We start from the raw sequence: 21,386 nt of genomic DNA, 5'->3' as shown, positions 1-21,386 counted from the left end.
GAGACAGCGTGACGAAGTACGTGGTGGCGACGGTCGACGAGATTCCACCCGGTCACCGGAAGGTGGTCGAGATCGCGAAGCGGTCGATCGGCGTCTTCAACGTCAAGGGCAACTACTACGCGATCCGCAACCAGTGCCCGCACGGCGGCGGACCGATGTGTGAAGGCGTGACGTCGGGACTGGTCCGTTCGGACAAGCCCGGGAAGTACGAGTACATCATGCGTGGCGAAATCATCCGCTGTCCCTGGCACGGCTGGGAGTTCGAGATCGCCACCGGGCAGTCATGGTTCGATCCCGCGAAGACCAAGGTCAAGGCGTATCCGACCGGGGTGGAATCCGGTGAGTCCCTGGCCAAGAATCCGGAACTGTCCGCGGCCGGATTCCAGCCTGGGCCGTACTCCGGAGAAACGTACGAGGTCGAGGTCGACCGCGACTATGTCATTGTCAATATCTGACGCGCCCGGGGGAGCGGAGGTGCTGCGCGAAGCGACCCTGACGTTGCGGGTGAGGTCCCACCAGCAGGTCTCGTCCGGCGTGACCGAACTGGTGCTCGTCGCCGACGACTCCTCGGAACTGCCGTCGTGGACCCCGGGGAGCCATATCGACGTACACCTTCATCCCGGGCTCGTACGCCAGTACTCGCTGTGTGGCGATCCCGACGATCGCAGCCAGTGGCGCATCGCCGTGCTGCGCGAGCCCGAGAGCCGCGGTGGCTCCGCCGCCTTGTGCGAGCGCGTACAGGCCGGCGACGTGCTGACGGCTACCGGGCCACGCAACCACTTCCCGCTGCACGAGTCCCCGCGGTACCTCTTCATCGCCGGTGGGATCGGAATCACCCCGATCATCCCCATGATCGCCGCCGCCCACGCGGGAGGTGCCGACTGGCACCTGGTGTACGGCGGTCGCACTGAAGCGTCGATGGCGTACCGGGACGACGTCGGGCGGTTCGATGCCGCGCGCGTCATCGAATGGCCGCAGGACCGTCGCGGCTTGATCGAACTGGACCAGCTCCTCGCCGAACCACAGCCCGGGACCTTGATCTACTGCTGCGGCCCCGAACCGCTGATCGCGGCCGTCGAGGCGAAGAGCGCGCACTGGCCCCACGGAGCGCTGCAGGTGGAGCGGTTCGCGCCGAGACCTCTGACCGAGGTCGTTCCCAACACCTCCTTCGAGATCGAACTGGTCGACAGTGACGAAGTCCTGGTCGTACCGCCCGACAAGTCCATCCTCGAGGTCGTCGACGAGGCGGGTATCTACGTCCTGTCCAACTGCGAAGAGGGCACCTGCGGGACCTGCCGAACATCCGTACTGGAAGGCGTTCCGGACCATCGGGACTCCGTCCTCGACGAGGACGAGCGCGCGGCGAACGACACGATGATGATCTGCGTCTCCCGCGCGCTGTCCGCCCGATTGGTCCTCGACCTGTGAATTCCTACCAACCACGAAGGTGATCACAAGTGGCCACGCAACAACTCGAGAACTACGCACGCCCCCAGCAGTGGGCCGGACTCGACCTGGTCGACACCGACGTACACATCAACCTCGATGGCCTGACCAGCCTGTTCCCCTACCTCGAGGCGCGGTGGCGCGACTACGTCACCGAGTCCGGGATGGGCGGACTGGCCTCGAACCTCTATCCGTCCAACGCGCCGAATCTCTTCCTCGAGGGTTCCCGGCCGGAGCAGGGACCGCCCGGATCCAGCCTGGAGTTGCTCCAGCATCAGTTGCTCGACGCCTGGGGGTTGCAGTACGCGATCCTCAACTGCACCTATGCCATCGACTCCATCCACAACGACGACCTGGCGGCCGCGCTCGCCCGGGCGCTGAATCGCTGGCAGTTGCACGAGTTTCTGGAGCAGGATCCTCGGTTGCGCGGATCGGCCGTACTGCCGTTACAGAACCCGGCGTTCGCGGCCAAGGAGGTCGAATGGGCCGCGCAGCACAGTCAGTTCGTCCAGGTGACCGTACCGTCGCGCAGCCGTGAGCCGCTCGGCCGGCGCGGGTTCTGGCCGATGTACGACGCTGCGCAGCGCGCCGGGCTCGTCGTCGGCGTTCAGGCCGGCGGGCTGAGTGGCAACCCGGTGACGCCGGTCGGCTGGCCGACGTACTTCGTGGAGGACTACGTCGATGTCCCGCTGGCGTTCCAGGCACAGCTGATGAGTTTCGTCACCGAAGGCGTCTTCGTCGAGTTCCCCGAGCTGACCGTCGCGACGATCGAGGGCGGCTTCGCCTGGCTGCCGCCACTGATGTGGCGGTTCGACAAGGACTGGAAAGGTCTGCGGCGTGAGGTTCCGTGGGTGGGACGTCCTCCGTCGGAGGTGATCCGCGATCACGTGCGGATGACCATCGCGCCGCTCGACCGGCCCGATACCCCGGAATTTCTCGTCGAGGTGATCGATCAACTGCTCTGTGACGAGATGCTGATGTTCTCCACCGACTACCCGCACGCGAATTTCGCGAACGCTGCCGACGCGTTGCCGCAGGGGATCTCCGGGGATCTGCAGACCAGGATCATGTCGGTCAACGCGCACGCGACGTACCGGCTGGGATGAGGAGACATGACCGAGACACAGACACAGACACAGCCGCGGACCGTACGCCGTACCGCCGCGCAGCAGATGATCATCGACTGCGACATCCACAACGTGATGGCGCCCGGAGCCCTGGAGCCCTACCTCTCGAACCGCTGGCTCAGCCACCTGCGGACCTTCGGCTCGCGCCAGCACTCGGGGAATGTGTATCCCAAGGGATCTCCGGCCCGGTACGACGCCTTTCCGCCGTCTGGACTGCCGGCGGGCGCCGATCTGGGATTCATGCAGAAACAGCATCTCGACGGACTGAATGTCGAGTTCGGGATCCTCGGTCCGCTGGGTTCGGCCGGCAGCCAGCTCGACCCGGAGTTCTCCGCGGCGTTGTCGGCGGCAACCAACGACTGGCAGGTCAAGGAGTGGCTGGAGCCGGAGCCGCGGCTCCGAGCGGGCATGATCGTGCCGGCCGAGCACAGCGAGCAGGCGGTTGCCGAGATCGAGCGGCTCGCGGGCCATCCGGGCTTCGTGCAGGTACTCCTGGTTGCCCGCAGTGCAGCACCGCTCGGCGACCGCCGCTATTGGAAGATGTACGAGGCCGCCGCCCGACACGACCTGCCCATCGGCATCCACTACGGCGGTGGCGTTCGAGGCGTTCCCATCAGCTCCGCAGGGTGGCCGTCGTTCTACCTGGAGGACCACGCGGGGATGTCCGCCGCGTTCCAGGCGCACGTGGCGAGCCTGATCCTCAGCGGAATCTTCGAGCGGCTCCCCAACCTGCGGATCGCGTTGATCGAGGGCGGGTTCGCCTGGCTGCCGTCCCTGGCCTGGCGGATGGACACCCATTGGGAGCGCTTCCGCGCCGAGGTTCCGCAGGTTCGCCGCAAGCCTTCGGAGTATGTGCGCGAGCACTTCTGGACGACGACGCAGCCGATCGAGGAACCGCATCGGCCGGCCGATCTGCACAAGGTGTTCGAACACCTCGGCGGAACCGACAAGGTGATGTTCTCCACGGACTATCCGCACTGGGACTTCGACCATCCCCAGCACGCCTTCAAGGTCCGGCTGTCCGCGGCGCAGCGCGACAACATCTACACCGAGAACGCCCGGGCGTTCTACAAGCTGCCGGCACGCGAAGGCTGAGCCCGTTGACCAAGATCATCTCGATCGAGACGTTCGCCGGCCACGGCTGCATCGTCCGCGTTCGCACCGACGACGGACTGGTCGGGTACGGGCAGACGGCGCACTCCGAAGCCCGGATCACCGGGGAGGTGCTGCATACTCTGATCGCGCCGAACTATCTGGGCCGGGATCCGTTCGACGTCATGACCTTGGCCGACGAGTGCGCACGTGCCGAGTACAAGTACTTCGGCAGCTTCCTGTTCCGGTCGTCGGTGCCGGTCTACGGCTCGGCGATGCGTCGCGACACGACGCCTTCGGAGGAGGCCGATCGGATCGTCGCCGCCGTCTCCGCGCACGGCTTCCGCGCGGTGAAGATCTCGAGGAACACGACTACCTGCACTTCGAGGAGCCAGTGCCCTTCTGGGAGTACGAGAACACCCGGAGCGTCGCCGCAACCCTGGACATCCCCGTCGGACTGGGGGAGCAGGAGTTCTCGGTCGAGAACATGCGACAGATCATGCAGGACGGCTCGGCCGACGTGATCCAGCCCGACATCGGGTACATCGGCGGCGTCACGCGTGCCCGGCAGGTCGCGGATCTGGCCAACCTTGCCGGGCTCCCGTGTGTTCCGCATTCGTCGGGGAGATCGCTGACGGCGATCTTCACCGCGCATCTGGTGACGGCGATGCCGGCTTGCAGCCTGTTCCACGAGTGGACCATCGAAGACACCTCGACCATGCGGGTCTACGAGCCGTTCCCGGTCGCGTGCGACGGCGAGATCGTCCTGTCCGACTCGCCCGGGTGGGGCGTCGAGATCTCCGGCGCCGCCTTGCAGCGCATGGAACGGAGGATTTCGTCTCTCTGACCCGCCGGGCGCCGGGCGCTTAGATGGAGGTCGGGATCGGGTAGCGACCCTGCAGTAGTGGCTGGATCTTGGCCTGTAGGCCGTCCAGGACCGTTTTTGCCGGTGTCTTGCCGGTGGCGATCTGTTGGATGGCCGGTGTCAGGATCTCCTGGATCGCGGGGACGTTCTTGAGTGCCTGGGTGAAGTCGCGGACCGAGTTGTTGAGTCGGTAGTCGACGGCCGCGGTGCGGTACTCGGGCGGGTGGACGTCGTTCTTGGTCCAGGAGTCGATCGCGGCGTTGTCGGAGTAGTACTTGGTCTCGACCGGCATCCAGAGCCCCTTCTTGAAGAGGTCGCTGTTGCTGCCGTCCACGCTGTACGCGTAGAGCTCGATCGCCTGCTCCGGGTGCTTGGTGGCAGCCGACATGACCCGGCAGCTGCCGGCCTCCTGGGTGATCGGTTCCTGGTAGGAGGGCAGTACGCCGATGCCGTACTTGAGATCGCTCTCGCCCATGTCGAGCAGGGTCCACTGACCGTCGATCGCCATCGCGACCCGCTTGGTCTGCAACTGGACCGTGGTGGTCGGTGCGTTGCTACCGTCGCCGCCGCCGAGCTGGGCCGGACTGGGCGCGACCTTGTGCTTGTAGATCAGGTCCTGCAGGTTCTGGAAGACCTCGACGCACTCGGGGCTGTTCAGCGTGTACTTGGTGCCGGTCTCGTCCGTGACGTCGCCGCCGTTGCTGCGAATCAGCGGATACCAGGTCCACTGCGTCGTCAACGGAGCCGAGATGCCGAACTGGCGGATGCGATCGGGCTTGAATCCCGAGTCGCTCGGCCGCTTGCCGTCCTGATCCAAGGTCAGGGACGTCGCCACTTCGAGCAGACGGTCCCAGGACCACGCCTTGGCGGCCTCGGCAGGCGGGATCATCGACGCGTCGGTGAACAGATCCTTGTTGTACCAGAGCAGGCTGATCTCGCTCGCCGCCGGCGTACCGGCGACCTTCTTGTCGCCGTACCAGAAGAAGTTCTGCGGCTTCCGGCCAGACAGCTGCGAGTACTTCTCGATGTAGGGGTAGATGTTGGCGATCTTGCCTTGGTCAGCCAACCGGTACGCCGTCGGCGCGGTCATGTACGCGACGTCGGGAAGATTGCCGCTGGCAACGAGGGTGTTGACCTTCGTCTCGTAGTCGCCCGGCACGTGCACACCCTGCACCTTGATGCTCGAGTGCGACTTCTCGAAACCTTGGATCATCTGCTCGATCGCGGCCTTCTCATTGGCCGAGCCCCAGTACATGAACTGCAGGTTCGCGGCGCCCCCGCTGCTCTTGGTGGTTGATTGCCCACCGCAACCGTAGAGTCCGAGGCCGGCGAGTGCGGCGGCGCTGAGGAACGTCCGGCGGGACAAGCTGGAAGGCAGGGAATCAGGTGGCATCGGTGTCTCCTCTGAACGCGATGGAAGTCTGGTGCTGGGCCAGGAAGTCCCGCGACACCTCGAGCCCCTCGACGATCTCGGCGCGGCTCTCCTCGTCGACGCAGAGCGTGATGCCGGGATCGAGCTTGGCAATGGCGTCCAGGACGCTGATCAGGTCCACCGATCCCTGCCCCAGCAGGCGGAACTCGCCGTCGGCGTAGTCCTTGAGATGGACGTTGTCGATCACGGAGGCGAAGTCGGCGAGCAAGCCTGGGATGTCGTTCACCCCGGACATCAGCAGATGCCCCGTGTCAACCGTGAGCCGGAGCGTGTTCTCGCGCACCGCACCGAAGAACACCTCGAAGTCACGCCGATGCATCACGGGCTCGCCCGTGTGATGGTGCAGTGACAGTACGACGCCCTGCTCCGCGGCCTCCTCCGCGTGGTCGGACAGCTCGCCGGCGAAGCGGATCAGGTCACTGTCGTCCAGCCCGTCCTTGGGTACGTCGTGGCACAGGACGACACGTTGGGAACCGACCGCGCCGGCGAACACCAGCAGCGCGTGAAGCCGCTCGCGGCCCGCCTCGTCGAGGGGATTCATCGTGATCAGCGACGAGATGTGCCCGGGCTCGACGCCCCAGTCGGAGCGGAATCGATCTGCACCCGCAGCCGGGTCGTCGAGGTAGTCGCCGTACTGTCCGCCCTTGAGTTGAAGCCCGGCAAACCCGAACTCGGGATAGCGGTCGAACAGCAGTCGCTGCTGCTCTGCTCCGCGGGTGGGTTTGGAGAACGCGATCATCACCACGGCAGTCCGTCCTTCAGTTCGATGGGCGCGCCGGTCTCCGCGGAACGGTAGGCCGCGTCGAGCAGCGCGACGGTCCGCAGGTTGTCCCGGCCGCTGTTGGCGGCTTCGGTTCCGGTCTCTACAGCGGTCAGCAGGCGGTCGAGTCCGAGGAACATGGCTTCCGACCGTTCGCTGCCCACGAGTGGGTTGGCAATCGTCTTGGTCTCGCCGTCGGTGTGCAGTTGCGCTTCGGCGTACCCGAGTTGGAGCGTGCCCGACGTGCCGAAGACCAGCGTCTCGGTGCGTTCGACGCGGCTGGAGAAGCTCTGCACGTACGTGACCGGGGTGTCGCCGAAGAAGATCTGGACGCTGGCGTCGGTCTCGCCGGCGGAGTCGACGGCGGGGGAGGAGAAGGTGCGCGCCGACAACCAGTCCGCTTCACGGCCTAGCAGTAGGCGGAATCCGTCGAACCAGTGGATTCCCATGACCGAGAGCGCGTGGTGGCGCTGGGACAGTCGCCAGCCCTTGTCCTGCCGGAACGTCAGCTCCTGCTGAGAGATCGCCAGCACCTCGCCGATCTCGCCCTGCTCGATCAGCTCACGACCGAGACTGAAGGCGTAGCTGTCCCGGAAGTTCTGATTGACGGCGAGCTGGACACCGGCGGCGTCACACGCCTCGACGATGGAACGGGCGTCCGCGATCTCGAACGAGAGCGGCTTCTCCACGAAGATGTGCTTCCCGGCCGCGGCGAGCTCGAGTACGGCGGATGTCCGCACGTGGCTCGGCGTACACACGACCGCCGTGTCCCACCCACCCGCGTCGATCAGGTGGCGGACGGTGTCGTAGGTGCGGGTGATCCCGAAGGTGTCGCGCACCCATTCACGTCGCTCGGGGAGTGGGTCGCAGGCCGCGACGACCTGCACCCGATCGGGATGGTTCGCGTAGCTGGTGAGATGCGTGCGCGAGATGTTGCCCGCGCCGACCAATGCGACTTTGTGTACGGTCATGTGCCTTCCCGGAAGTGTGGTCATCAGCCCTTGACGCCGGTCAAGGTGACGCCTTCGATGAGGTATCGCTGAGCGAAGAAGAACAAGAGGATGATCGGCAGAATGGTCGCGGTGGCGGCCGCCATCAGATAGCCCCACTGCGCGTTGTACGTGCCTTGGAACGACGCGAGGCCGAGGGCGAGCGTGAACTTGCTGCTGTCGTTGAGATAGATCAGCGGATCGAGGAACTCGTTCCAGGTCCGGATGAAGGTGAAGATCCCCACCACCATCAGTGCCGGCTTCGACAGCGGAACGATGACCTGCCAGAACACGCGCCAGGGCGAGGCTCCGTCGATGTACGCCGCCTCGTCGAGCTCGTACGGGATGGTGAGGAAGAACTGCCGGAGCAGGAAGACGTTGAAGATCCCGCCGCCGGCACCGCCCAGCCAGGCCGGCACGATCAGCGGGTAGTACGTGTTGATCGCCTGGACCGCGTCCCACATCAGGAACGTGGGCACCAGGAGGACAGCCTGCGGGAGCATGAGCCCGCTGAGCAGTATGCCGAAGACCACGTTGCGTCCCCGCCAGCGGAGCCGGGAGAAGCTGAAGGCGGCGATCGAACAGGTGAGCAGTGTCCCGACGACGGTGAAGACCTCGATGACCATCGTGTTGACGAAGTACCGCACGAACGGCTGGGCGGTCAGCGCTCCGCTGAAGTTCGCCCATTCGAAGGGCCGCGGTAGCCATTCCGGCGGCGCGATGAACATCTGGTTGTTGTCCATCAACGCACTGCGGACGAGCCACACGAACGGCAGCACGGTCGGTACGACGCCAACGACGAGCGCCGCGTAGATGAGCACCCGCCGCGTGCGGGCCCCGGTCATCGCGCCGCTCCCATCTCGTAGTAGACCCACCGGCGGGACGACCGGAAGAGCGCCACGGTGATCACCATGACGAGCACGAACAGAACCCAGGCCAGCGCGCTCGCGTAGCCCATCGCGCTCTTGGTGAAGGCAGTTGTGTACAGGTAGTACACGTAGAAGGTCGACGCGTTGTTCGGGCCGCCCTGAGTCATGATGTAGGCCTGGTTGAAGACCTGGAACGTCCCGATGATGCTGGTGACGAGGTTGTAGAACAGCACCGGCGTCATCATCGGCAGCGTGACGTGACGGAACTGCCGCCAGGCTCCACCGCCGTCGATGGCCACGGCTTCGTAGAGATGCCGTGGCACGCCCTGCAGTCCGGCCAGGAAGATCACCATGATGTTCCCGAACCCCCAGGTGCTCATCAGGATCAGCGACGGCACCACCACTGTTTCGCTGAAGACCCAGTTGGACGTCGGCAGACCGAGTTGCCGTAGGGTCGAGTTGAGCAGACCGAAGTCCGGGTTGAAGATCCACAGCCACAGCACGGCGTTCGCCACGCTGGGCACGAGGGTCGGCAGGTAGTAGATGGTGCGGTAGACGCCCAGGCCGCGGACCTTCGCGTTGAGCAGCATCGCGATCGCGAAGGCGACCACGAGGGTCAGCGGTACCGCGCCCAGCGTGTAGTACGTCGTGACACCGAGGGACTTGAGAAACAGCGGGTCACGGGTGAACATCTGCACGTAGTTGTCGACACCGACGAACGACGGCGACGATCCGATCGTCCAGTCGGTCAGACTGAGGACCGCCGACGCGGCCATCGGTACCAGGGTGAAGACGATGAATCCGGCGATCGCGGGCAGGGCCAGCAGCAGGCCCCACCGGCGTTCGAGCCGGCTCTGGCCGCTGACCCCGCTTCGCGACCTTCGGCCGGCTTGCGCAGTGGCGGCGCGGACTGCGAGCTCTTCTGTCATGGTCATCTGACCTCACGGTCGCGGCTACTCGCCGACGACTTTCCGTTCAGCGGTGGAGAACGCGATCAGCAGGACCGCCGGCTCGCTGCCGACGTTCCGGGCGTTGTGCACTGTGCCGACCGGAATTGAGATCGTGTCCCCGGCGGACATCGGCAGTTGCCGATCGCCCAGCCGATGGTCGATCGTGCCGCTGACGACATGCAGGATCTCGTCGCAGTTCGGGTGATGGTGCGGAGGGTTCTGCTGACCGGGCTCGATCGTGCAGCGGCCGACCGTCATGGTGTCGGAGTTGCCGATGGCTCCCGACACCATCCATTCCAGCTTGCCCCACTCCTGGAGCTCGACGATGACCTTGTCGGCAGGTGTCAGTCCACCACGGCCCACGATGTGCCTCCTGGCGTTGGCTGTCCGGTTCGTTGTCCTGTCATCCTGCGAGCAGGGCGCGAACCTGGACAGTGCCAATTCGGCACCCGTGGGTGTTTCAGACGCGTTTGCCGATGATCCGCCAGGCCTTGGCCAGCGCATGCAGACCGGCCAGTACGTGCTGCTGATCGGTCGCGAACCCGATGCGGAGATGGTCGTCGAACGCGTCGACGCAACTGAAGGTCGGCCCGGGCAGCAGCTGTACGCCGAGGCGCTCGGCCCGCTGCACCAGGCTGGTCGCGCCCGGCGCCGGAAGGCGGATCCACAGCGAAGCGCCGCCGGCCGGCACGACAGGCTCCCATTCCGGAAGGAGCTCCGCCAGCGAGCCGAGGACGAGATCACGGGCAGCGCACAGCGCCCTGCTGCGCTCGGCCCGCGCTTCGTCGATCCGTGGCAGCAGCCGCGCGGTCGTCACCTGCGCGAGCAACGAAGTACCGAGATCTTCGCCGGCCTTGATCGAGGCGAGCGACGCGACGGTGGCCGGATCGGCCCGCAGCCACCCCACCCGCAGCCCGCCCCAGAACGACTTGCTCACCGAACCGACGGTGATCACGCTGGACCCCCAAGCGGCCATCGGCGTCGCCGGCGGGCCGTCGATCATCGCATCCGCGAGCGTCGTGTCATCCAGCACCGTCAGACCGAGGTTTGCCGCGGTGACAGCGAGCTGCCGCCGACGGCCGCTGTTCATCACCGTCCCGGTCGGATTGTGCACGGTGGACTGCATCACGAGCAGCTTCGGCCTGGTCCGCCGTACCGCTTCGGTCAACTCGGCTGAGTCGATGCCGTACGGGCCCCGACGGATCGGCTCGAGACGGGCTCCGGCCGCCCGGAGCACCTCGATCACGCCGCGGAACGACGGCTCCTCGACCAGCGCGACCGAACCCGGCTCCAGCATCGACACCGCGACCATCCGCATCGCCTGCTGGGCGCCGGTGGTGATCAGGATCTGATCCGGCGTGGTGGGCAGACCGATCGCGCTGTAGTACCCGGCGACCTCGACCCGCAACGCCGGCAATCCCTCGGGGAGATAGCCGTGGGAGTCGACGAGCGGCGCGAGTTCCGGACCGATGACCGATGCCGCGTCCACGACCAGGCGCAGCCCGGGGAGAGCGGCGCTGCGCAGATCGATGCGTGTGCCGGGGCCGGCCGTGCTCGCGAGGAACGACTCGAACCGGTCGTCGCCACGGACGCCGAGGAACTGCCGGGCCGAGCTCACATAGGTTCCGTCCCCGCGCCGGCTGGTCAGGATGCCGTCGCCGCGCAGTTCGTCGAACGCGGCTCCGACGGTGTTACGGCTGACGTTCAGCGCTTCGGCGAGCAACCGTTCGGACGGCAGCCGGACCCCGGCGGCGAGTCTTCCGGAAACCACGAGCATGCGGAGCTGACTCGCCAGCTGAGTGTGCAGGGCACCCTCACCCGACCCCCACTGACCCATCAGGCGAACCATCTGATGCACGCTCAGCTGAGTGACCATTCGCGGGGAATTGGCTCTCGTTGGCTTCATACCGGTCCTCCATCATGGGACAGGACTTCGGGAGGAGACCATGGCCACCGTCGCACTCGTCGGTACGTTCGACACCAAGAGCTCCGAGTATCAGTTCGTCGCCCAGCGACTCCGTGACCTCGGAGTCGAGGTGATCACGATCGACTGCGGAGTGCTAGGGGAACCGGACTTCGTCCCGCAGATCGACCGGTATCACGTCGCCAGGATTGCCGGCGAGGATCTCGGCCGACTGGCGTCCGCGGGCGATCGCGGAGCCGCCGTCCAGGCGATGTCACGCGGCGCGGCGGGCGTCGTCGAGCAGTTGTTCGGTGAAGGCAGGTTACAGGGCGCGATGGCCCTCGGTGGCACTGGCGGCACCTCGCTGGCAGCCGCCGCGTTCCGGCCGCTGCCGCTCGGAGTGCCCAAGCTGATCGTCTCCACGGCCGCTTCCGGAGACAACGCGCCGTACGTCGGTGAGACGGATCTGATCCTGGTCCCGAGTGTCGTCGACGTGGCCGGACTGAACCGGATCTCCACCCGGATTCTCGGCAATGCCGCGGCGGCGATGGCCGGCATGGTGACCGCCGCGCCGGTCCGGACGCCGAGCGACGACAAGCCGTTGGTGGCGGCGAGCATGTTCGGCGTCACGACACCGTGCGTCACGCGCGCCCGCGAACAGTTGGAGGCGCTGGGGTACGAGGTGCTGGTGTTCCACATGACCGGCGCCGGCGGGCGGACCCTCGAGTCGCTGGTAGCCAACGGCATGCTCGCCGGGGTCCTCGATGTCACGACCACCGAGCTTGCCGACCACCTTGTGGGCGGGATCTTCGACGCCGGACCGGATCGGCTCTGTGCCGCGGCCCGCACCGGCACACCCGCGGTGATCTCGGTGGGCGCCTTGGACATGGTCAACTTCGGGCCGCCGGAGAGCGTTCCCGAACGCTTCGCGGGACGCCTGACCTATCAGCACAACGCCACCACCACCTTGATGCGCACCACGCCCGCAGAGTGCCGGGAGTTGGGTACCCAACTTGCCGCGAAGGTCGGGCAGTCGGTCGGATCCGCCACCGTCTTCCTCCCCCTGAACGGAATCTCGGCGATCGCGGTGCGCGATGGCGCGTTCTACGACCCGGACGCGGATCAGGAGTTGTTCGAAGCCGTCCGGGTGGGGTTGCAGGACAGCGGTGTCGACCTGATCGAGCTGAACTGCGACATCAACGCGGTGGAGTTCGCCGACGCCATGGTGCAGCGGCTGCACACAGCGATTTCTGCCATCAGGTAGCGACCACGAGATCACGAGGGAGATAGAGATGGGTCGAATTGAGCGCCGGGACATCCTGCAGCGACTGCGCGGCAAGGTGGAGCGGCACGAGCCGATCGTCGGTGGCGGAGCAGGCACCGGCCTGTCCGCCAAGTGCGAGGAGGCCGGGGGAATCGATCTCATCATCGTCTACAACTCGGGGCGCTACCGGATGGCAGGCCGTGGCTCCCTCGCCGGCCTGCTGGCCTACGGCAACGCGAACGACATCGTGCTCGACATGGCCGCCGAGATCGTCACCGTCGTCCAACGGACACCGGTACTGGCCGGCGTCAACGCCACCGACCCGTTCTACCAGCCCGAGACCTTCCTCGACGACCTGGTCGCGGCCGGGTACTCCGGAGTGCAGAACTTCCCGACCGTGGGCCTCATCGACGGCACGTTCCGGCTCAACCTCGAGGAGACCGGCATGGGGTACGGACAGGAGGTCGAGCTGATCCGGATCGCGGCCGAGCGAGACCTGCTGACCACGCCGTACGTGTTCTCGACGGAGGACGCGGTCGCCATGGCCGGCGCGGGCGCCGACGTGATCGTGTGCCACATGGGCCTGACCACCGGGGGACAGATCGGCGCGGACACCGCTCGCAGCCTCGACGATTGCGTTGCCCTGAGCAACGAATGGTCCGCGGCCGCCCGGAGCGTCCGTGACGACATCATCGTCCTCGTCCACGGAGGACCGGTCGCGGAACCCGACGATGCCGAGTACGTGCTCCGCAAGACCACCGGCGTCCACGGCTTCTACGGCGCCTCGTCCATGGAACGCCTCCCCGTAGAACGAGCCCTCACCGAACAAACCCGAGCCTTCACCTCGATCACCTTCTAGCGACCTGGGTGATCGAGTGACGTCGACGCGGCACCGGCGTCCACCGTTCCCACGGGATGCTGCGGGCTCTCGCAACAGGGGGATCACAGTCGTCGGTCAGGGGCTTGCGTCAACGCGTTTGACGGGATCACTGTCAATTTCGACTGGAACGGCAATCGTTTGACGGATGGTTGAGATGGTGACTTTGCGCGACATCGCCGAGCAGGTCGGCGTCTCGGTGTCGGCGGTGTCGCTGGTGCTCAACGACCGCGCCAAGGGACGGATCCGGGCCGATGTCGCGGTCCGGATTCGAGCTGTCGCCGCGGAGATGGGCTACGTGCCGAATCTGCTGGCGAGAGGGCTCAAGACGCGGCAGTCGCTCACGATCGGGCTGCTGACGGACGGTGCGGCGTCGATTCCGTTCGCCGGTCAGATGGTGGCCGGCGCGCAGCTGGCGGCGGCCGAGCAGGACTACTTGTTGATGCTGATCGACACTGTCGGTCACCCGGAGGTGGAGGGACCCGCGACGCGGGCGCTGCTGCAGCGCAACATCGAGGCCTTGATCATCGCCGCCGAATTTCATCGCGACGTCGAGCTGCCACTGGTTCCGAACTCGCTGCCGATTGTCGTCCTGGACGGTCGCCCCAAGGACCCGCTGGCAGGGGCGGACTGGGTTGTGCCGGACGAGGCAGGCGGCGGGCAGGCGGCGACCGAGCGGCTGCTGGCGGCAGGTCATCGCCGGATCGCGTTCTGCAACGTCTCCGACTCGATCTTCGTCGCCCGCGAGTTACGTCGCGCCGGGTATGAGAAGGCGTTGCGTTCGTACGGCGTCGAGGTCGACCCGGGCTTGATCGTCGAGGCCGCCGACGTGACAGCTGAGGCCGGACGCGAGCCGGCTCTCGAGCTGCTGCGCCGGCCGGATCGGCCGACGGCCGTGTTCTGTTTCTCGGACCGGATCGCGATGGGTTTCTACCAGGTTGCCGACCAGCTTGGGCTGGACGTCCCGGGCGACCTGTCGGTCGTTGGCTTCGACAACCAGCAGTTCGTTGCCGAGAGCCTGCTTCCCAGTCTGACCACGATCCAGCTTCCGCATCGCGCCATGGGCGAGTGGGCGGCCGAACAGGCGATCGCCCGCAGCCGTGGTGACACGGACCCGGACCCGGCCCACCGGCTGATGCCCTGTCCGGTCGTCGAACGCTCATCGGTCGCGCCGCCCGCTCCCGGCACCGGCTGAGCCATCACCCACCCGATCACCTGCGACCTCGCGCGGTCGTGGGCCGATCAGTCATGCCTATCTACAGTTCAAGGAGTTGTCATGCGATCAATCTCCCACGCAGCCATCTCGCGGAGAAGCGTCATCATCGGGGCCGTAGCTGCTCTGACCGCGACATCCGTCTCGGCGTGCGGCGACGGATCCTCGGGCGAGTCGGGCAAGACGTTCAAGATCCTCCAGTACGAGAACGCGTCGACCGCGCAAGGTCAGGGTTGGCAGAAGGCGCTGGAGCTCTTCAAGGCCAAGCATCCGGACGTGAAGGTCGAGTTCCAGCAGACCAGCTTCGACGCGTTCCGTCAGAACGCGAAGATCACCCTGTCCGGCAACGACGTACCGGATGTCGTCGAGTTCAACAAGGGCAACGCCGACGGCGGTCAGCTCGCCGCGCAGGGCTGCTCGAGCCGCTCACCGAGCAGGTCACGAAGAACGGCTGGGACCAGAAGGTCACCGGTTCGATGGCGGCGTTCGCGAAGTACGACGAGAACGGCCACGCCGGCTCCGGCGACTGGTACGGCATACCGAACATCGGTGAGTACGTGATGTTCTACTACAACAAGGCGAAGTTCCAGCAGGCCGGAATCACCAAGCTGCCGACCACGCTCGCGGAGTTCGAGACCGCGATGGACAAGCTGAAGGCGGCCGGGCCGATCCCGATTTCCAGCTCCGCGAACACCAATCAGGGCTTCAATCAGATGTGGATCTGGTACTCACTGGTCTCGGCGCTGTCGACGCGGCAGCAGATCGACGACTTCATGTTCGTCAAGGGGCCGGTCGACTTCCACAGCGGTCCGTGGATGGACGGCGCGGAGAAGTTCCAGCAGTGGATCGACAAGGGGTACGTCGGGGACAAGCTCGGCGGACTGTCCTTCGAGCAGGCCACGGTCAACTTCCTGAGCGGCAAGACCGGGATGCTGATCTGGAACAACGGCGAATTCGCGCGGATCCGAAAGGACGCGAAGTTCGAGTGGGGCTACTTCACGCTTCCCGGCGCGAAGCTGTCGATGGGGTCGTCCGGGCACCTGTGGGGCGTTCCGGCGAAGGCGAAGAACAAGGAGTTGGCCTACGACTGGATCAACACCACGCTGAGCCCCGAGGTGCAGAACGTGATCGGCCAGAAAGGCGGACTGCCACTCGCCGGTGACACCGCGACGATCAGCGACCCGATCACCCGTCAGTTCACCGAGCGCTTCGACCAGCTGGTGAAGGCCGACACGCTGTCGTTCTACCCGGACTACCCGGTGCCGGGCTTCCTCGACTTCATCCAGACCCACATGCAGTCGATGTCGAACCGCAACGAGACGGCCGCGCAGTACCTCGATGCTCTGCAGAAGTTCTACGACGACGGCACCAAACGATGAGACGTGCGTACTGGTGGTACCTGCTGCCGATCGGCATCGGGTTCACAGCGGTCGTCGCCGTACCGTTCGCGGCGAACGTCGTACTCAGCTTCTTCCGCTGGAAGGGCGGGATCGCGCCGCTGCACTGGAACGGGTTCGGCAACTACAGCGATCTGCTGCACGACGCGAACTTCTGGCTGTCGTTCCGGAACTCGGTGTTCATGATCATCGCGATCGTGGTGATCCCCACCGGCGCCGGCATCCTGCTCGCCGCGACCCTGGTCGACTACCTCGGCAAGCGGTTCGGGGCCCGGGCGGCGAGCTTTCTGCGGGCGACCTACTACCTTCCGCAGATCCTGCCGATCGCGGTGGCCGGCTTCATCTGGAGCTGGATCCTCGATCCGGGCAGCGGGTCGATCAACACGTTCCTGCGCTCGGTCGGGGTGAGCGATCCGCCCGACTGGCTCGGGAGTCCGGATCTCGCGCTCTATTCGGTGATGCTGATGCTGGTCTGGCTGCAGCTGGGCTACCCGCTGGTGATCTTCATGGCGGCGCTGTCCAGGGTCGATCCCGAGCTGTACGAGGCGGCCGCGATCGACGGTGCCGGCTGGTGGCGGCAGCTCGGCGCGATCACGCTGCCGACGGTCCGGCCGGAGATCTTCATCGTGGTGCTGACCGCCACAGTCGCCGCGCTGAAGGTGTTCGCCCCAATCCTGATCCTGACCGGTGGCGGCCCCGAGGGGTCGACGCTGGTTCCGTCCTACTACGCCTACCGGAACTTCTTCGAGCTGTCGCAGGTCGGGTACGGATCGACGATCGCGACCGTGATGGCGATCGTCATCTTCGCGGTGGCGGCCGTACTGCTCGGCTGGCAACGTCGCTCCGAACGGAGGGCTTGACATGACCGTCTCACTCGCCCCGGAGCGTACGGCGGTCGAGGTCGAGCGCCGGCCGCGGCGCCGGTCGCCGTTGACCTGGATCGTGCTCGCGCTCGCCGGGCTGCTCGCGTTGTTGATGTCGTCGCCGTTCCTGTTGATGGTGCTGAACGCTTTCAAGACCGGTGACGACTACTCGAGCCACGGGCCGATCGCGTGGCCGCGAAGCTTCAGTTTCGATGCGTTCAGCAACTACCTGTCGCTGGTGGACTTCCCGGTCGCACTGTGGAACTCGGTGCTGATCTCGACCGTCGTCGCGTTCGGCGGAGTCGCGCTCAGCCTGCTCAGCGCCTACCCCATCGGTGTCGGACGGGTCCGAGGGAGCGGGCCGACCCTCGCCGTACTGTTGCTGTCCACGATGCTGCCGCACGAGGCGCTGATCTACCCGTTGTTCTACGGCGCTCAGGCCACGCACACCTTCAACACGGTGTGGTCGGTCGTGATCGTGTTCGTCGTACTGCAAGGGGCCTTCGGCACCTATCTGCTCGCGAGCGTGATGGGGACGGTGCCGAAGGAGATCCTCGAGGCGGCCGCGATCGACGGCGCGACCCGGTGGCAGATCCTCTGGCGGATCGTGCTGCCGATCTTGCGCCCGACGCTCTCGGTGCTCGTCGTGTTCTTCTTCATCTGGACCTGGAACGAGTTCTATATCCCGGTTGTGCTGCTCGCCGACCAGTCGTCGCAGACCGTGCCGATCGCCTTGTCGACACTGCGCGGCCAGCACTCGATCGACATCACAGTGCTCAACGCCGGCTCCCTGCTGTCCCTGCTCCCGACGCTCGTCTTCTTCCTGATCTTCCAGCGCACCCTGAACCGCGGGGTGACCGCGGGTGCCGTCAAATAGCCCTCGAAAGGACTCTCTTGTTCTCCACCTTCAACGTCCCTGTCCTGCCCGACGGTGTGGTGAGCCGGTCGATCAACGCCGAGAACCGGACCGGCGCACCTGGTGCGGCCGCGCGTGCCGCGTCGGCCCTCGGGCCCGGTCGGAAGGGCTCGCCCGCACTACTCTTGCGCGCGGGTGAGACGCTCACCTTGGCCGAGATCGAGGGGCCGGGGGTGATCCGGCACCTCTGGCTGACCGTTGCCGATCGCACCGACCAGGGTCCGTTCGTACTGCGGGACTTGGTCCTGCGGGCGTACTGGGACGACTCGGATCTGCCGTCGGTCGAGGTGCCGCTCGGTGACTTCTTCTGCAACGGGTTCGGTACCCGCGCGCTGGTCAACTCGGCCCCGATCGTGGTCGCGCCGACCGGCGGGATGAACTGCTACTTCCCGATGCCGTTCCGCGCCGGCGCCCGATTGACCCTGGAGAGCCAGCACCCCGGCGACCTGCACGGGGTGTACTACCAAGTGGACTACACCCTCGGCGACGAGATCGCGGCCGGTACGCCGTACTTCCATGCTCAATGGCGGCATTCGGACGGTACGGCGCCGCTCGGAACCGACCATGTGATCCTCGACGGAGTCGCCGGCCGTGGCACCTACGTCGGCACCTACCTCGCGCTGACCTCACTGCACCGCTACTGGTGGGGCGAAGGCGAGGTCAAGTTCTTCGTCGACGACGATGACGAGTTCCCGACCCTGTGCAGCACGGGCCTGGAGGACTACGCCGGTGGCGCCTGGGCCTTCCAGGACGAGCTCCGCGCCGATCCGGAACCCGAGATCCGGACCTTCAGCGCGCCGTACTGCGGCTATCCGTTCCACTCGGCGCGCGACCGGACGAAGGCATCCCCCTTCTCGACCGAGGCGCTCCCCATGCACGGCCTGTACCGATGGCATCTCCCTGACCCGATCCACTTCACCGAACGCCTCAAGGTCACCGTCCAGCAGATCGGCGCCTGGGACCACGGCCTGTTCGAACGCCAGGACGACATCGCCACCACCGCCTACTGGTACCAGACCGCGCCGCACATGCCGTTCCCGCCACTCCCGGCAGCTCTCAAGCGCCGGCCCCGGTGACCAGGCCGCTCTTGTAGGCCAGGACGACGAGCTGTGCGCGGTCGCGGGCGCCGAGCTTGTTCATGGCGCGTTGGTGCGCACTGTGAGGACGCTGAGGTGTGACGGAGTCGCCGTACTGCAATCGGCGGTCGGCGTATTATTCGGGATCCTCGGCGTCCGGTACCGGCGGGGACGGCTGCGGCGCAGGTCACGCAAGCATCTGGCACGCGACGCTAGCTGCAGGTGCGAGAGTTGTACGACGCCCACTGCCAGCCGTCGCCGATGTTGAACTGGTAGTTACCGGCGGTGCTGCGGCGGACATTGAACGAGTGCTCCCAGCCGGAGAACAGTCCGTTGGTCCAGCCGGACGTGTCGACGGTGTGTGAGATCCCGCCCGCGGCGGTCCAACTCTGGCGGCCCGCGGAGCCGTCCGGAGAGATTCCGTGCGCCCGCTGGAACGCCCGCGTCGCAGCATCGGTCCGGTCGCCGAAGATGCCGTCGATCTCGCTCTTCGCCAGGTGGCCGTAGGACCAGAGGATCGCCTGCCACAAGCACGTGGCGTTCGAAGACCGATGGACAGCGACACTCACCACGCCCTCGTCGTACCAGTCTGTGTACATCGTGCCGCTACCGGCCACGTAGGGCAGGCCCGTGTAGCTGCCACTGGCATGCGCCGGCTCGGCGACCAGCAGCCCACTCAGCAGCGCTGAGATCCCCACCACGGCGCCCAGAATGCGTGTCTTCAACAATCCTCCAAAGGTGTCCTCGCGCAGGCCGGCCCTGTCTGTCGGGGTCCGCCCGCTGAACAGGTCGTCACGGTATGGGTTGTCTCCGACGCATCGCTGCCCGTACCGCGCCCGTACCGGCCGGCCCTGTCTGCCGCGGTCGTCGGTGTTGCTCAACCAGCTAGCGGCCCAGCCAGCCGTCATCCCCGCTGAGCCGGTCCGCACACCACGTCAGTATGGGAAGACGCTCCCGGTGGAAACCGGCGATGAGTTGCCAGGGTCTGCGGTGTCTGTACGACGACTTACCGGCGTCCTGGTCTGCGAAAGGTGGAAGTGGTGACGGGAGATCTGATCTCGAGAGCGCGGGCGGGTGACGGGGAGGCGTTTCAGGCGCTGACCGAGCCGCATCGCCACGAGTTGTCTGTGCATTGCTACCGCATGCTGGGCTCGCTGCAGGACGCCGAGGACGTCGTACAGGAGACGCTGACCGCCGCCTGGCGTGGATTGGGTGGCTTCGGTGAGCGTGCGTCGATCCGCACCTGGCTGTACCGGATCGCGACCAACCAGTGCCTGAACGCCTTGCGGGCAGCTCGCCGGCGTCCCGCGAAGGCGTGGGACATCCCTGGTGTGGAGCCGCCCGAACCAACCAGACTCGGCGACGCCGTGTGGCTGGGGCCGCTCCCGGACTCCATCCTGGACGGGGCCCTCGGAGTGCCGATCGGCCCTGAGGCGCGCTACGAACAGAGTGAGTCCATCTCGCTGGCGTTCGTCGCCGCGCTCCAGGTACTGCCGCCCCGCCAGCTCGCGGTGCTGATCCTCCGGGATGTGCTGGGGTTCCGCGCGAGTGAGGTGGCCGAGATGCTGGACGCCACCGTGCCGTCGGTCAACAGCGCGCTCAAGCGCGCGCGATCGACCCTGGAGCGACAGCGAACCGACTGGCGACGGCAGGACCGGCCACCCGCGGCCGGTTCGCCGCAGGAGGATGCGATCGTCACGAGGTTCGTCCGGGCCTACGAGTCCGCCGATCTCGATGCGCTCGTCGAGTTGTTCACCGACGACGTCTTCGTGTCGATGCCGCCGATGCCGCTGGAGTACGAGGGCCGAGAGCCCGTGGCTCGGTTCATGGCGGTCCTGCTCGTTCCCGGCCGGGCCTACAGCCTCGTGCCCACGCGAGCCAACGGGCAGCCTGCCTTCGGCGCGTACGTCCTGGGCGCCGACGGTGTACGCCGTGGAACCAGCCTGTTCGTGGTGGCTGTCGCCGGCGACCGGATCTGTGCGATGACCCGCTTCGAGAGCGCCGTGTTCGAGGCCTTCGGTCTGCCCCTGGCACTTCCTGGACGCTAGGCAGCGCTCAGTTTCCGGTCGGTTCGGTGTCCAACCAGCAGGTACAAGCCAAGCCAAGGAGAACTGCAATGGGAAAGATCGTGATCTCGACGAACGTCTCGCTGGACGGGGTCGTCCAGGACCCGGACGGTCAGGAGGGGTTCAAGCACGGCGGCTGGTTCGACCAGTTCAGCGGTGCGGATCGCGCGGCGTGGGCCGAGTACGAGACGGACGAGGCGCTGCGCTCCGAGGCGTTGCTGCTCGGCCGGCGCAGCGACGAGTGGTTCGCCTCTCGCTGGCTGAACCGGACCGGCGAGTGG

At 66.3% G+C, this 21,386-nt stretch carries 20 protein-coding genes and 2 pseudogenes; 14 read left to right on the top strand and 8 right to left on the bottom strand.

Features of this window, described 5'->3' with window-relative positions; genetic code table 11:
* Positions 1-8 precede the first annotated feature (8 nt).
* The 5 genes from ACLJOO_RS39695 to ACLJOO_RS39675 all read left to right on the top strand — a co-directional run bounded on the left by ACLJOO_RS39695 (position 9) and on the right by ACLJOO_RS39675 (position 4,512).
* Entirely contained in the window at positions 9-455 is a 447-nt protein-coding gene (locus tag ACLJOO_RS39695) for a Rieske (2Fe-2S) protein (RefSeq protein WP_410793156.1), read from the top strand.
* A 19-nt stretch (positions 456-474) separates the two neighbouring features.
* Positions 475-1,428 (top strand): PDR/VanB family oxidoreductase, encoded by a 954-nt coding sequence (locus ACLJOO_RS39690; protein WP_410793154.1) that lies wholly within the window; start codon positions 475-477, stop codon positions 1,426-1,428.
* A 29-nt stretch (positions 1,429-1,457) separates the two neighbouring features.
* Complete coding sequence (locus ACLJOO_RS39685) at positions 1,458-2,552, top strand: amidohydrolase family protein (protein WP_410793152.1); 1,095 nt, start codon at positions 1,458-1,460, stop codon at positions 2,550-2,552.
* 6 nt (positions 2,553-2,558) lie between these two features.
* Positions 2,559-3,668 carry an amidohydrolase family protein gene (locus ACLJOO_RS39680; RefSeq protein ID WP_410793149.1) on the top strand — a complete coding sequence of 370 codons (1,110 nt, stop codon included), beginning with the start codon at positions 2,559-2,561 and terminating at the stop codon, positions 3,666-3,668.
* A gap of 391 nt (positions 3,669-4,059) precedes the next feature.
* Positions 4,060-4,512, top strand: a complete 453-nt coding sequence (locus tag ACLJOO_RS39675) for an enolase C-terminal domain-like protein (RefSeq protein WP_410793147.1) — start codon at positions 4,060-4,062, stop codon at positions 4,510-4,512.
* A gap of 19 nt (positions 4,513-4,531) precedes the next feature.
* Here ACLJOO_RS39675 and ACLJOO_RS39670 read toward each other — a convergent pair whose 3' ends face one another.
* From ACLJOO_RS39670 to ACLJOO_RS39640, 7 genes are all read right to left on the bottom strand, one after another.
* The gene (locus ACLJOO_RS39670; protein WP_410793145.1) at positions 4,532-5,923 is read right to left on the bottom strand and encodes an ABC transporter substrate-binding protein; all 1,392 of its coding nucleotides are present in this window, start codon (positions 5,921-5,923) and stop codon (positions 4,532-4,534) included.
* Entirely contained in the window at positions 5,913-6,701 is a 789-nt protein-coding gene (locus ACLJOO_RS39665) for a sugar phosphate isomerase/epimerase family protein (protein WP_410793546.1), read from the bottom strand. The genes ACLJOO_RS39670 and ACLJOO_RS39665 overlap by 11 nt, the downstream gene beginning before the upstream one ends.
* A complete protein-coding gene (locus ACLJOO_RS39660) occupies positions 6,701-7,693 on the bottom strand; it encodes a Gfo/Idh/MocA family protein (RefSeq protein ID WP_410793143.1) in 993 nt (330 codons plus the stop codon). Before ACLJOO_RS39660 ends, ACLJOO_RS39665 begins: the two co-directional genes overlap by 1 nt.
* 23 nt (positions 7,694-7,716) lie before the next feature.
* Positions 7,717-8,556, bottom strand: a complete 840-nt coding sequence (locus ACLJOO_RS39655; protein WP_410793141.1) for a carbohydrate ABC transporter permease — start codon at positions 8,554-8,556, stop codon at positions 7,717-7,719.
* On the bottom strand, positions 8,553-9,515 hold the full coding sequence (locus ACLJOO_RS39650; protein ID WP_410793139.1) for a carbohydrate ABC transporter permease: 963 nt from the start codon (positions 9,513-9,515) through the stop codon (positions 8,553-8,555). The genes ACLJOO_RS39655 and ACLJOO_RS39650 overlap by 4 nt, the downstream gene beginning before the upstream one ends.
* Before the next feature lie 18 nt (positions 9,516-9,533).
* Complete coding sequence (locus tag ACLJOO_RS39645) at positions 9,534-9,893, bottom strand: cupin domain-containing protein (protein WP_410793138.1); 360 nt, start codon at positions 9,891-9,893, stop codon at positions 9,534-9,536.
* A 97-nt stretch (positions 9,894-9,990) separates the two neighbouring features.
* On the bottom strand, positions 9,991-11,379 hold the full coding sequence (locus ACLJOO_RS39640; RefSeq protein WP_410793137.1) for a PLP-dependent aminotransferase family protein: 1,389 nt from the start codon (positions 11,377-11,379) through the stop codon (positions 9,991-9,993).
* A 97-nt stretch (positions 11,380-11,476) separates the two neighbouring features.
* Between ACLJOO_RS39640 and ACLJOO_RS39635 the strand changes: the two genes are divergently transcribed.
* From ACLJOO_RS39635 to ACLJOO_RS39605, 7 genes and pseudogenes are all read left to right on the top strand, one after another.
* The gene (locus tag ACLJOO_RS39635; protein WP_410793135.1) at positions 11,477-12,697 is read left to right on the top strand and encodes a Tm-1-like ATP-binding domain-containing protein; all 1,221 of its coding nucleotides are present in this window, start codon (positions 11,477-11,479) and stop codon (positions 12,695-12,697) included.
* Between the two features lie 28 nt (positions 12,698-12,725).
* Entirely contained in the window at positions 12,726-13,556 is an 831-nt protein-coding gene (locus ACLJOO_RS39630; RefSeq protein WP_410793134.1) for a phosphoenolpyruvate hydrolase family protein, read from the top strand.
* A 175-nt stretch (positions 13,557-13,731) separates the two neighbouring features.
* Positions 13,732-14,769 carry a LacI family DNA-binding transcriptional regulator gene (locus tag ACLJOO_RS39625; RefSeq protein ID WP_410793132.1) on the top strand — a complete coding sequence of 346 codons (1,038 nt, stop codon included), beginning with the start codon at positions 13,732-13,734 and terminating at the stop codon, positions 14,767-14,769.
* 81 nt (positions 14,770-14,850) lie between these two features.
* A pseudogene (locus tag ACLJOO_RS39620) lies at positions 14,851-16,166 on the top strand (ABC transporter substrate-binding protein).
* A complete protein-coding gene (locus ACLJOO_RS39615; RefSeq protein WP_410793130.1) occupies positions 16,163-17,044 on the top strand; it encodes a carbohydrate ABC transporter permease in 882 nt (293 codons plus the stop codon). Before ACLJOO_RS39620 ends, ACLJOO_RS39615 begins: the two are co-directional and overlap by 4 nt.
* 1 nt (position 17,045) lies before the next feature.
* Positions 17,046-17,924, top strand: coding sequence for a carbohydrate ABC transporter permease (locus ACLJOO_RS39610; RefSeq protein ID WP_410793128.1), 879 nt, complete (start codon positions 17,046-17,048; stop codon positions 17,922-17,924).
* Between the two features lie 17 nt (positions 17,925-17,941).
* Positions 17,942-19,039, top strand: coding sequence for a glycoside hydrolase family 172 protein (locus ACLJOO_RS39605; protein WP_410793126.1), 1,098 nt, complete (start codon positions 17,942-17,944; stop codon positions 19,037-19,039).
* 212 nt (positions 19,040-19,251) lie between these two features.
* Here ACLJOO_RS39605 and ACLJOO_RS39600 read toward each other — a convergent pair whose 3' ends face one another.
* Positions 19,252-19,764: a peptidoglycan-binding domain-containing protein gene (locus tag ACLJOO_RS39600; RefSeq protein WP_410793124.1), complete on the bottom strand. Its 513-nt coding sequence runs from the start codon at positions 19,762-19,764 to the stop codon at positions 19,252-19,254.
* A gap of 315 nt (positions 19,765-20,079) precedes the next feature.
* Here ACLJOO_RS39600 and ACLJOO_RS39595 point away from each other — a divergent pair, with 315 nt between their 5' ends.
* Both ACLJOO_RS39595 and ACLJOO_RS39590 read left to right on the top strand, forming a co-directional pair.
* Complete coding sequence (locus ACLJOO_RS39595) at positions 20,080-21,087, top strand: RNA polymerase subunit sigma-70 (protein WP_410793122.1); 1,008 nt, start codon at positions 20,080-20,082, stop codon at positions 21,085-21,087.
* 68 nt (positions 21,088-21,155) lie between these two features.
* Positions 21,156-21,386 (top strand): annotated as a pseudogene (locus tag ACLJOO_RS39590) (deaminase); the annotation flags it as partial.

It is taken from the genome of Kribbella sp. C-35 (assembly GCF_046549195.1).
Taxonomy (GTDB): Bacteria; Actinomycetota; Actinomycetes; order Propionibacteriales; family Kribbellaceae; genus Kribbella.
Note: the sequence above shows the minus strand (reverse complement) of the source record. Positions and strands in the feature narration are given on the sequence as shown.

Coding starts and splice junctions, on each gene's coding strand:
- ACLJOO_RS39680 (WP_410793149.1), top strand. CDS start 2,559: ATGACCGAGACACAGACACAGACACAGCCGCGGACCGTACGCCGTACC.
- ACLJOO_RS39670 (WP_410793145.1), bottom strand. CDS start 5,923: ATGCCACCTGATTCCCTGCCTTCCAGCTTGTCCCGCCGGACGTTCCTC.
- ACLJOO_RS39665 (WP_410793546.1), bottom strand. CDS start 6,701: ATGATCGCGTTCTCCAAACCCACCCGCGGAGCAGAGCAGCAGCGACTG.
- ACLJOO_RS39660 (WP_410793143.1), bottom strand. CDS start 7,693: ATGACCGTACACAAAGTCGCATTGGTCGGCGCGGGCAACATCTCGCGC.
- ACLJOO_RS39655 (WP_410793141.1), bottom strand. CDS start 8,556: ATGACCGGGGCCCGCACGCGGCGGGTGCTCATCTACGCGGCGCTCGTC.
- ACLJOO_RS39650 (WP_410793139.1), bottom strand. CDS start 9,515: ATGACCATGACAGAAGAGCTCGCAGTCCGCGCCGCCACTGCGCAAGCC.
- ACLJOO_RS39640 (WP_410793137.1), bottom strand. CDS start 11,379: ATGGTTCGCCTGATGGGTCAGTGGGGGTCGGGTGAGGGTGCCCTGCAC.
- ACLJOO_RS39635 (WP_410793135.1), top strand. CDS start 11,477: ATGGCCACCGTCGCACTCGTCGGTACGTTCGACACCAAGAGCTCCGAG.
- ACLJOO_RS39630 (WP_410793134.1), top strand. CDS start 12,726: ATGGGTCGAATTGAGCGCCGGGACATCCTGCAGCGACTGCGCGGCAAG.
- ACLJOO_RS39625 (WP_410793132.1), top strand. CDS start 13,732: ATGGTGACTTTGCGCGACATCGCCGAGCAGGTCGGCGTCTCGGTGTCG.
- ACLJOO_RS39615 (WP_410793130.1), top strand. CDS start 16,163: ATGAGACGTGCGTACTGGTGGTACCTGCTGCCGATCGGCATCGGGTTC.
- ACLJOO_RS39610 (WP_410793128.1), top strand. CDS start 17,046: ATGACCGTCTCACTCGCCCCGGAGCGTACGGCGGTCGAGGTCGAGCGC.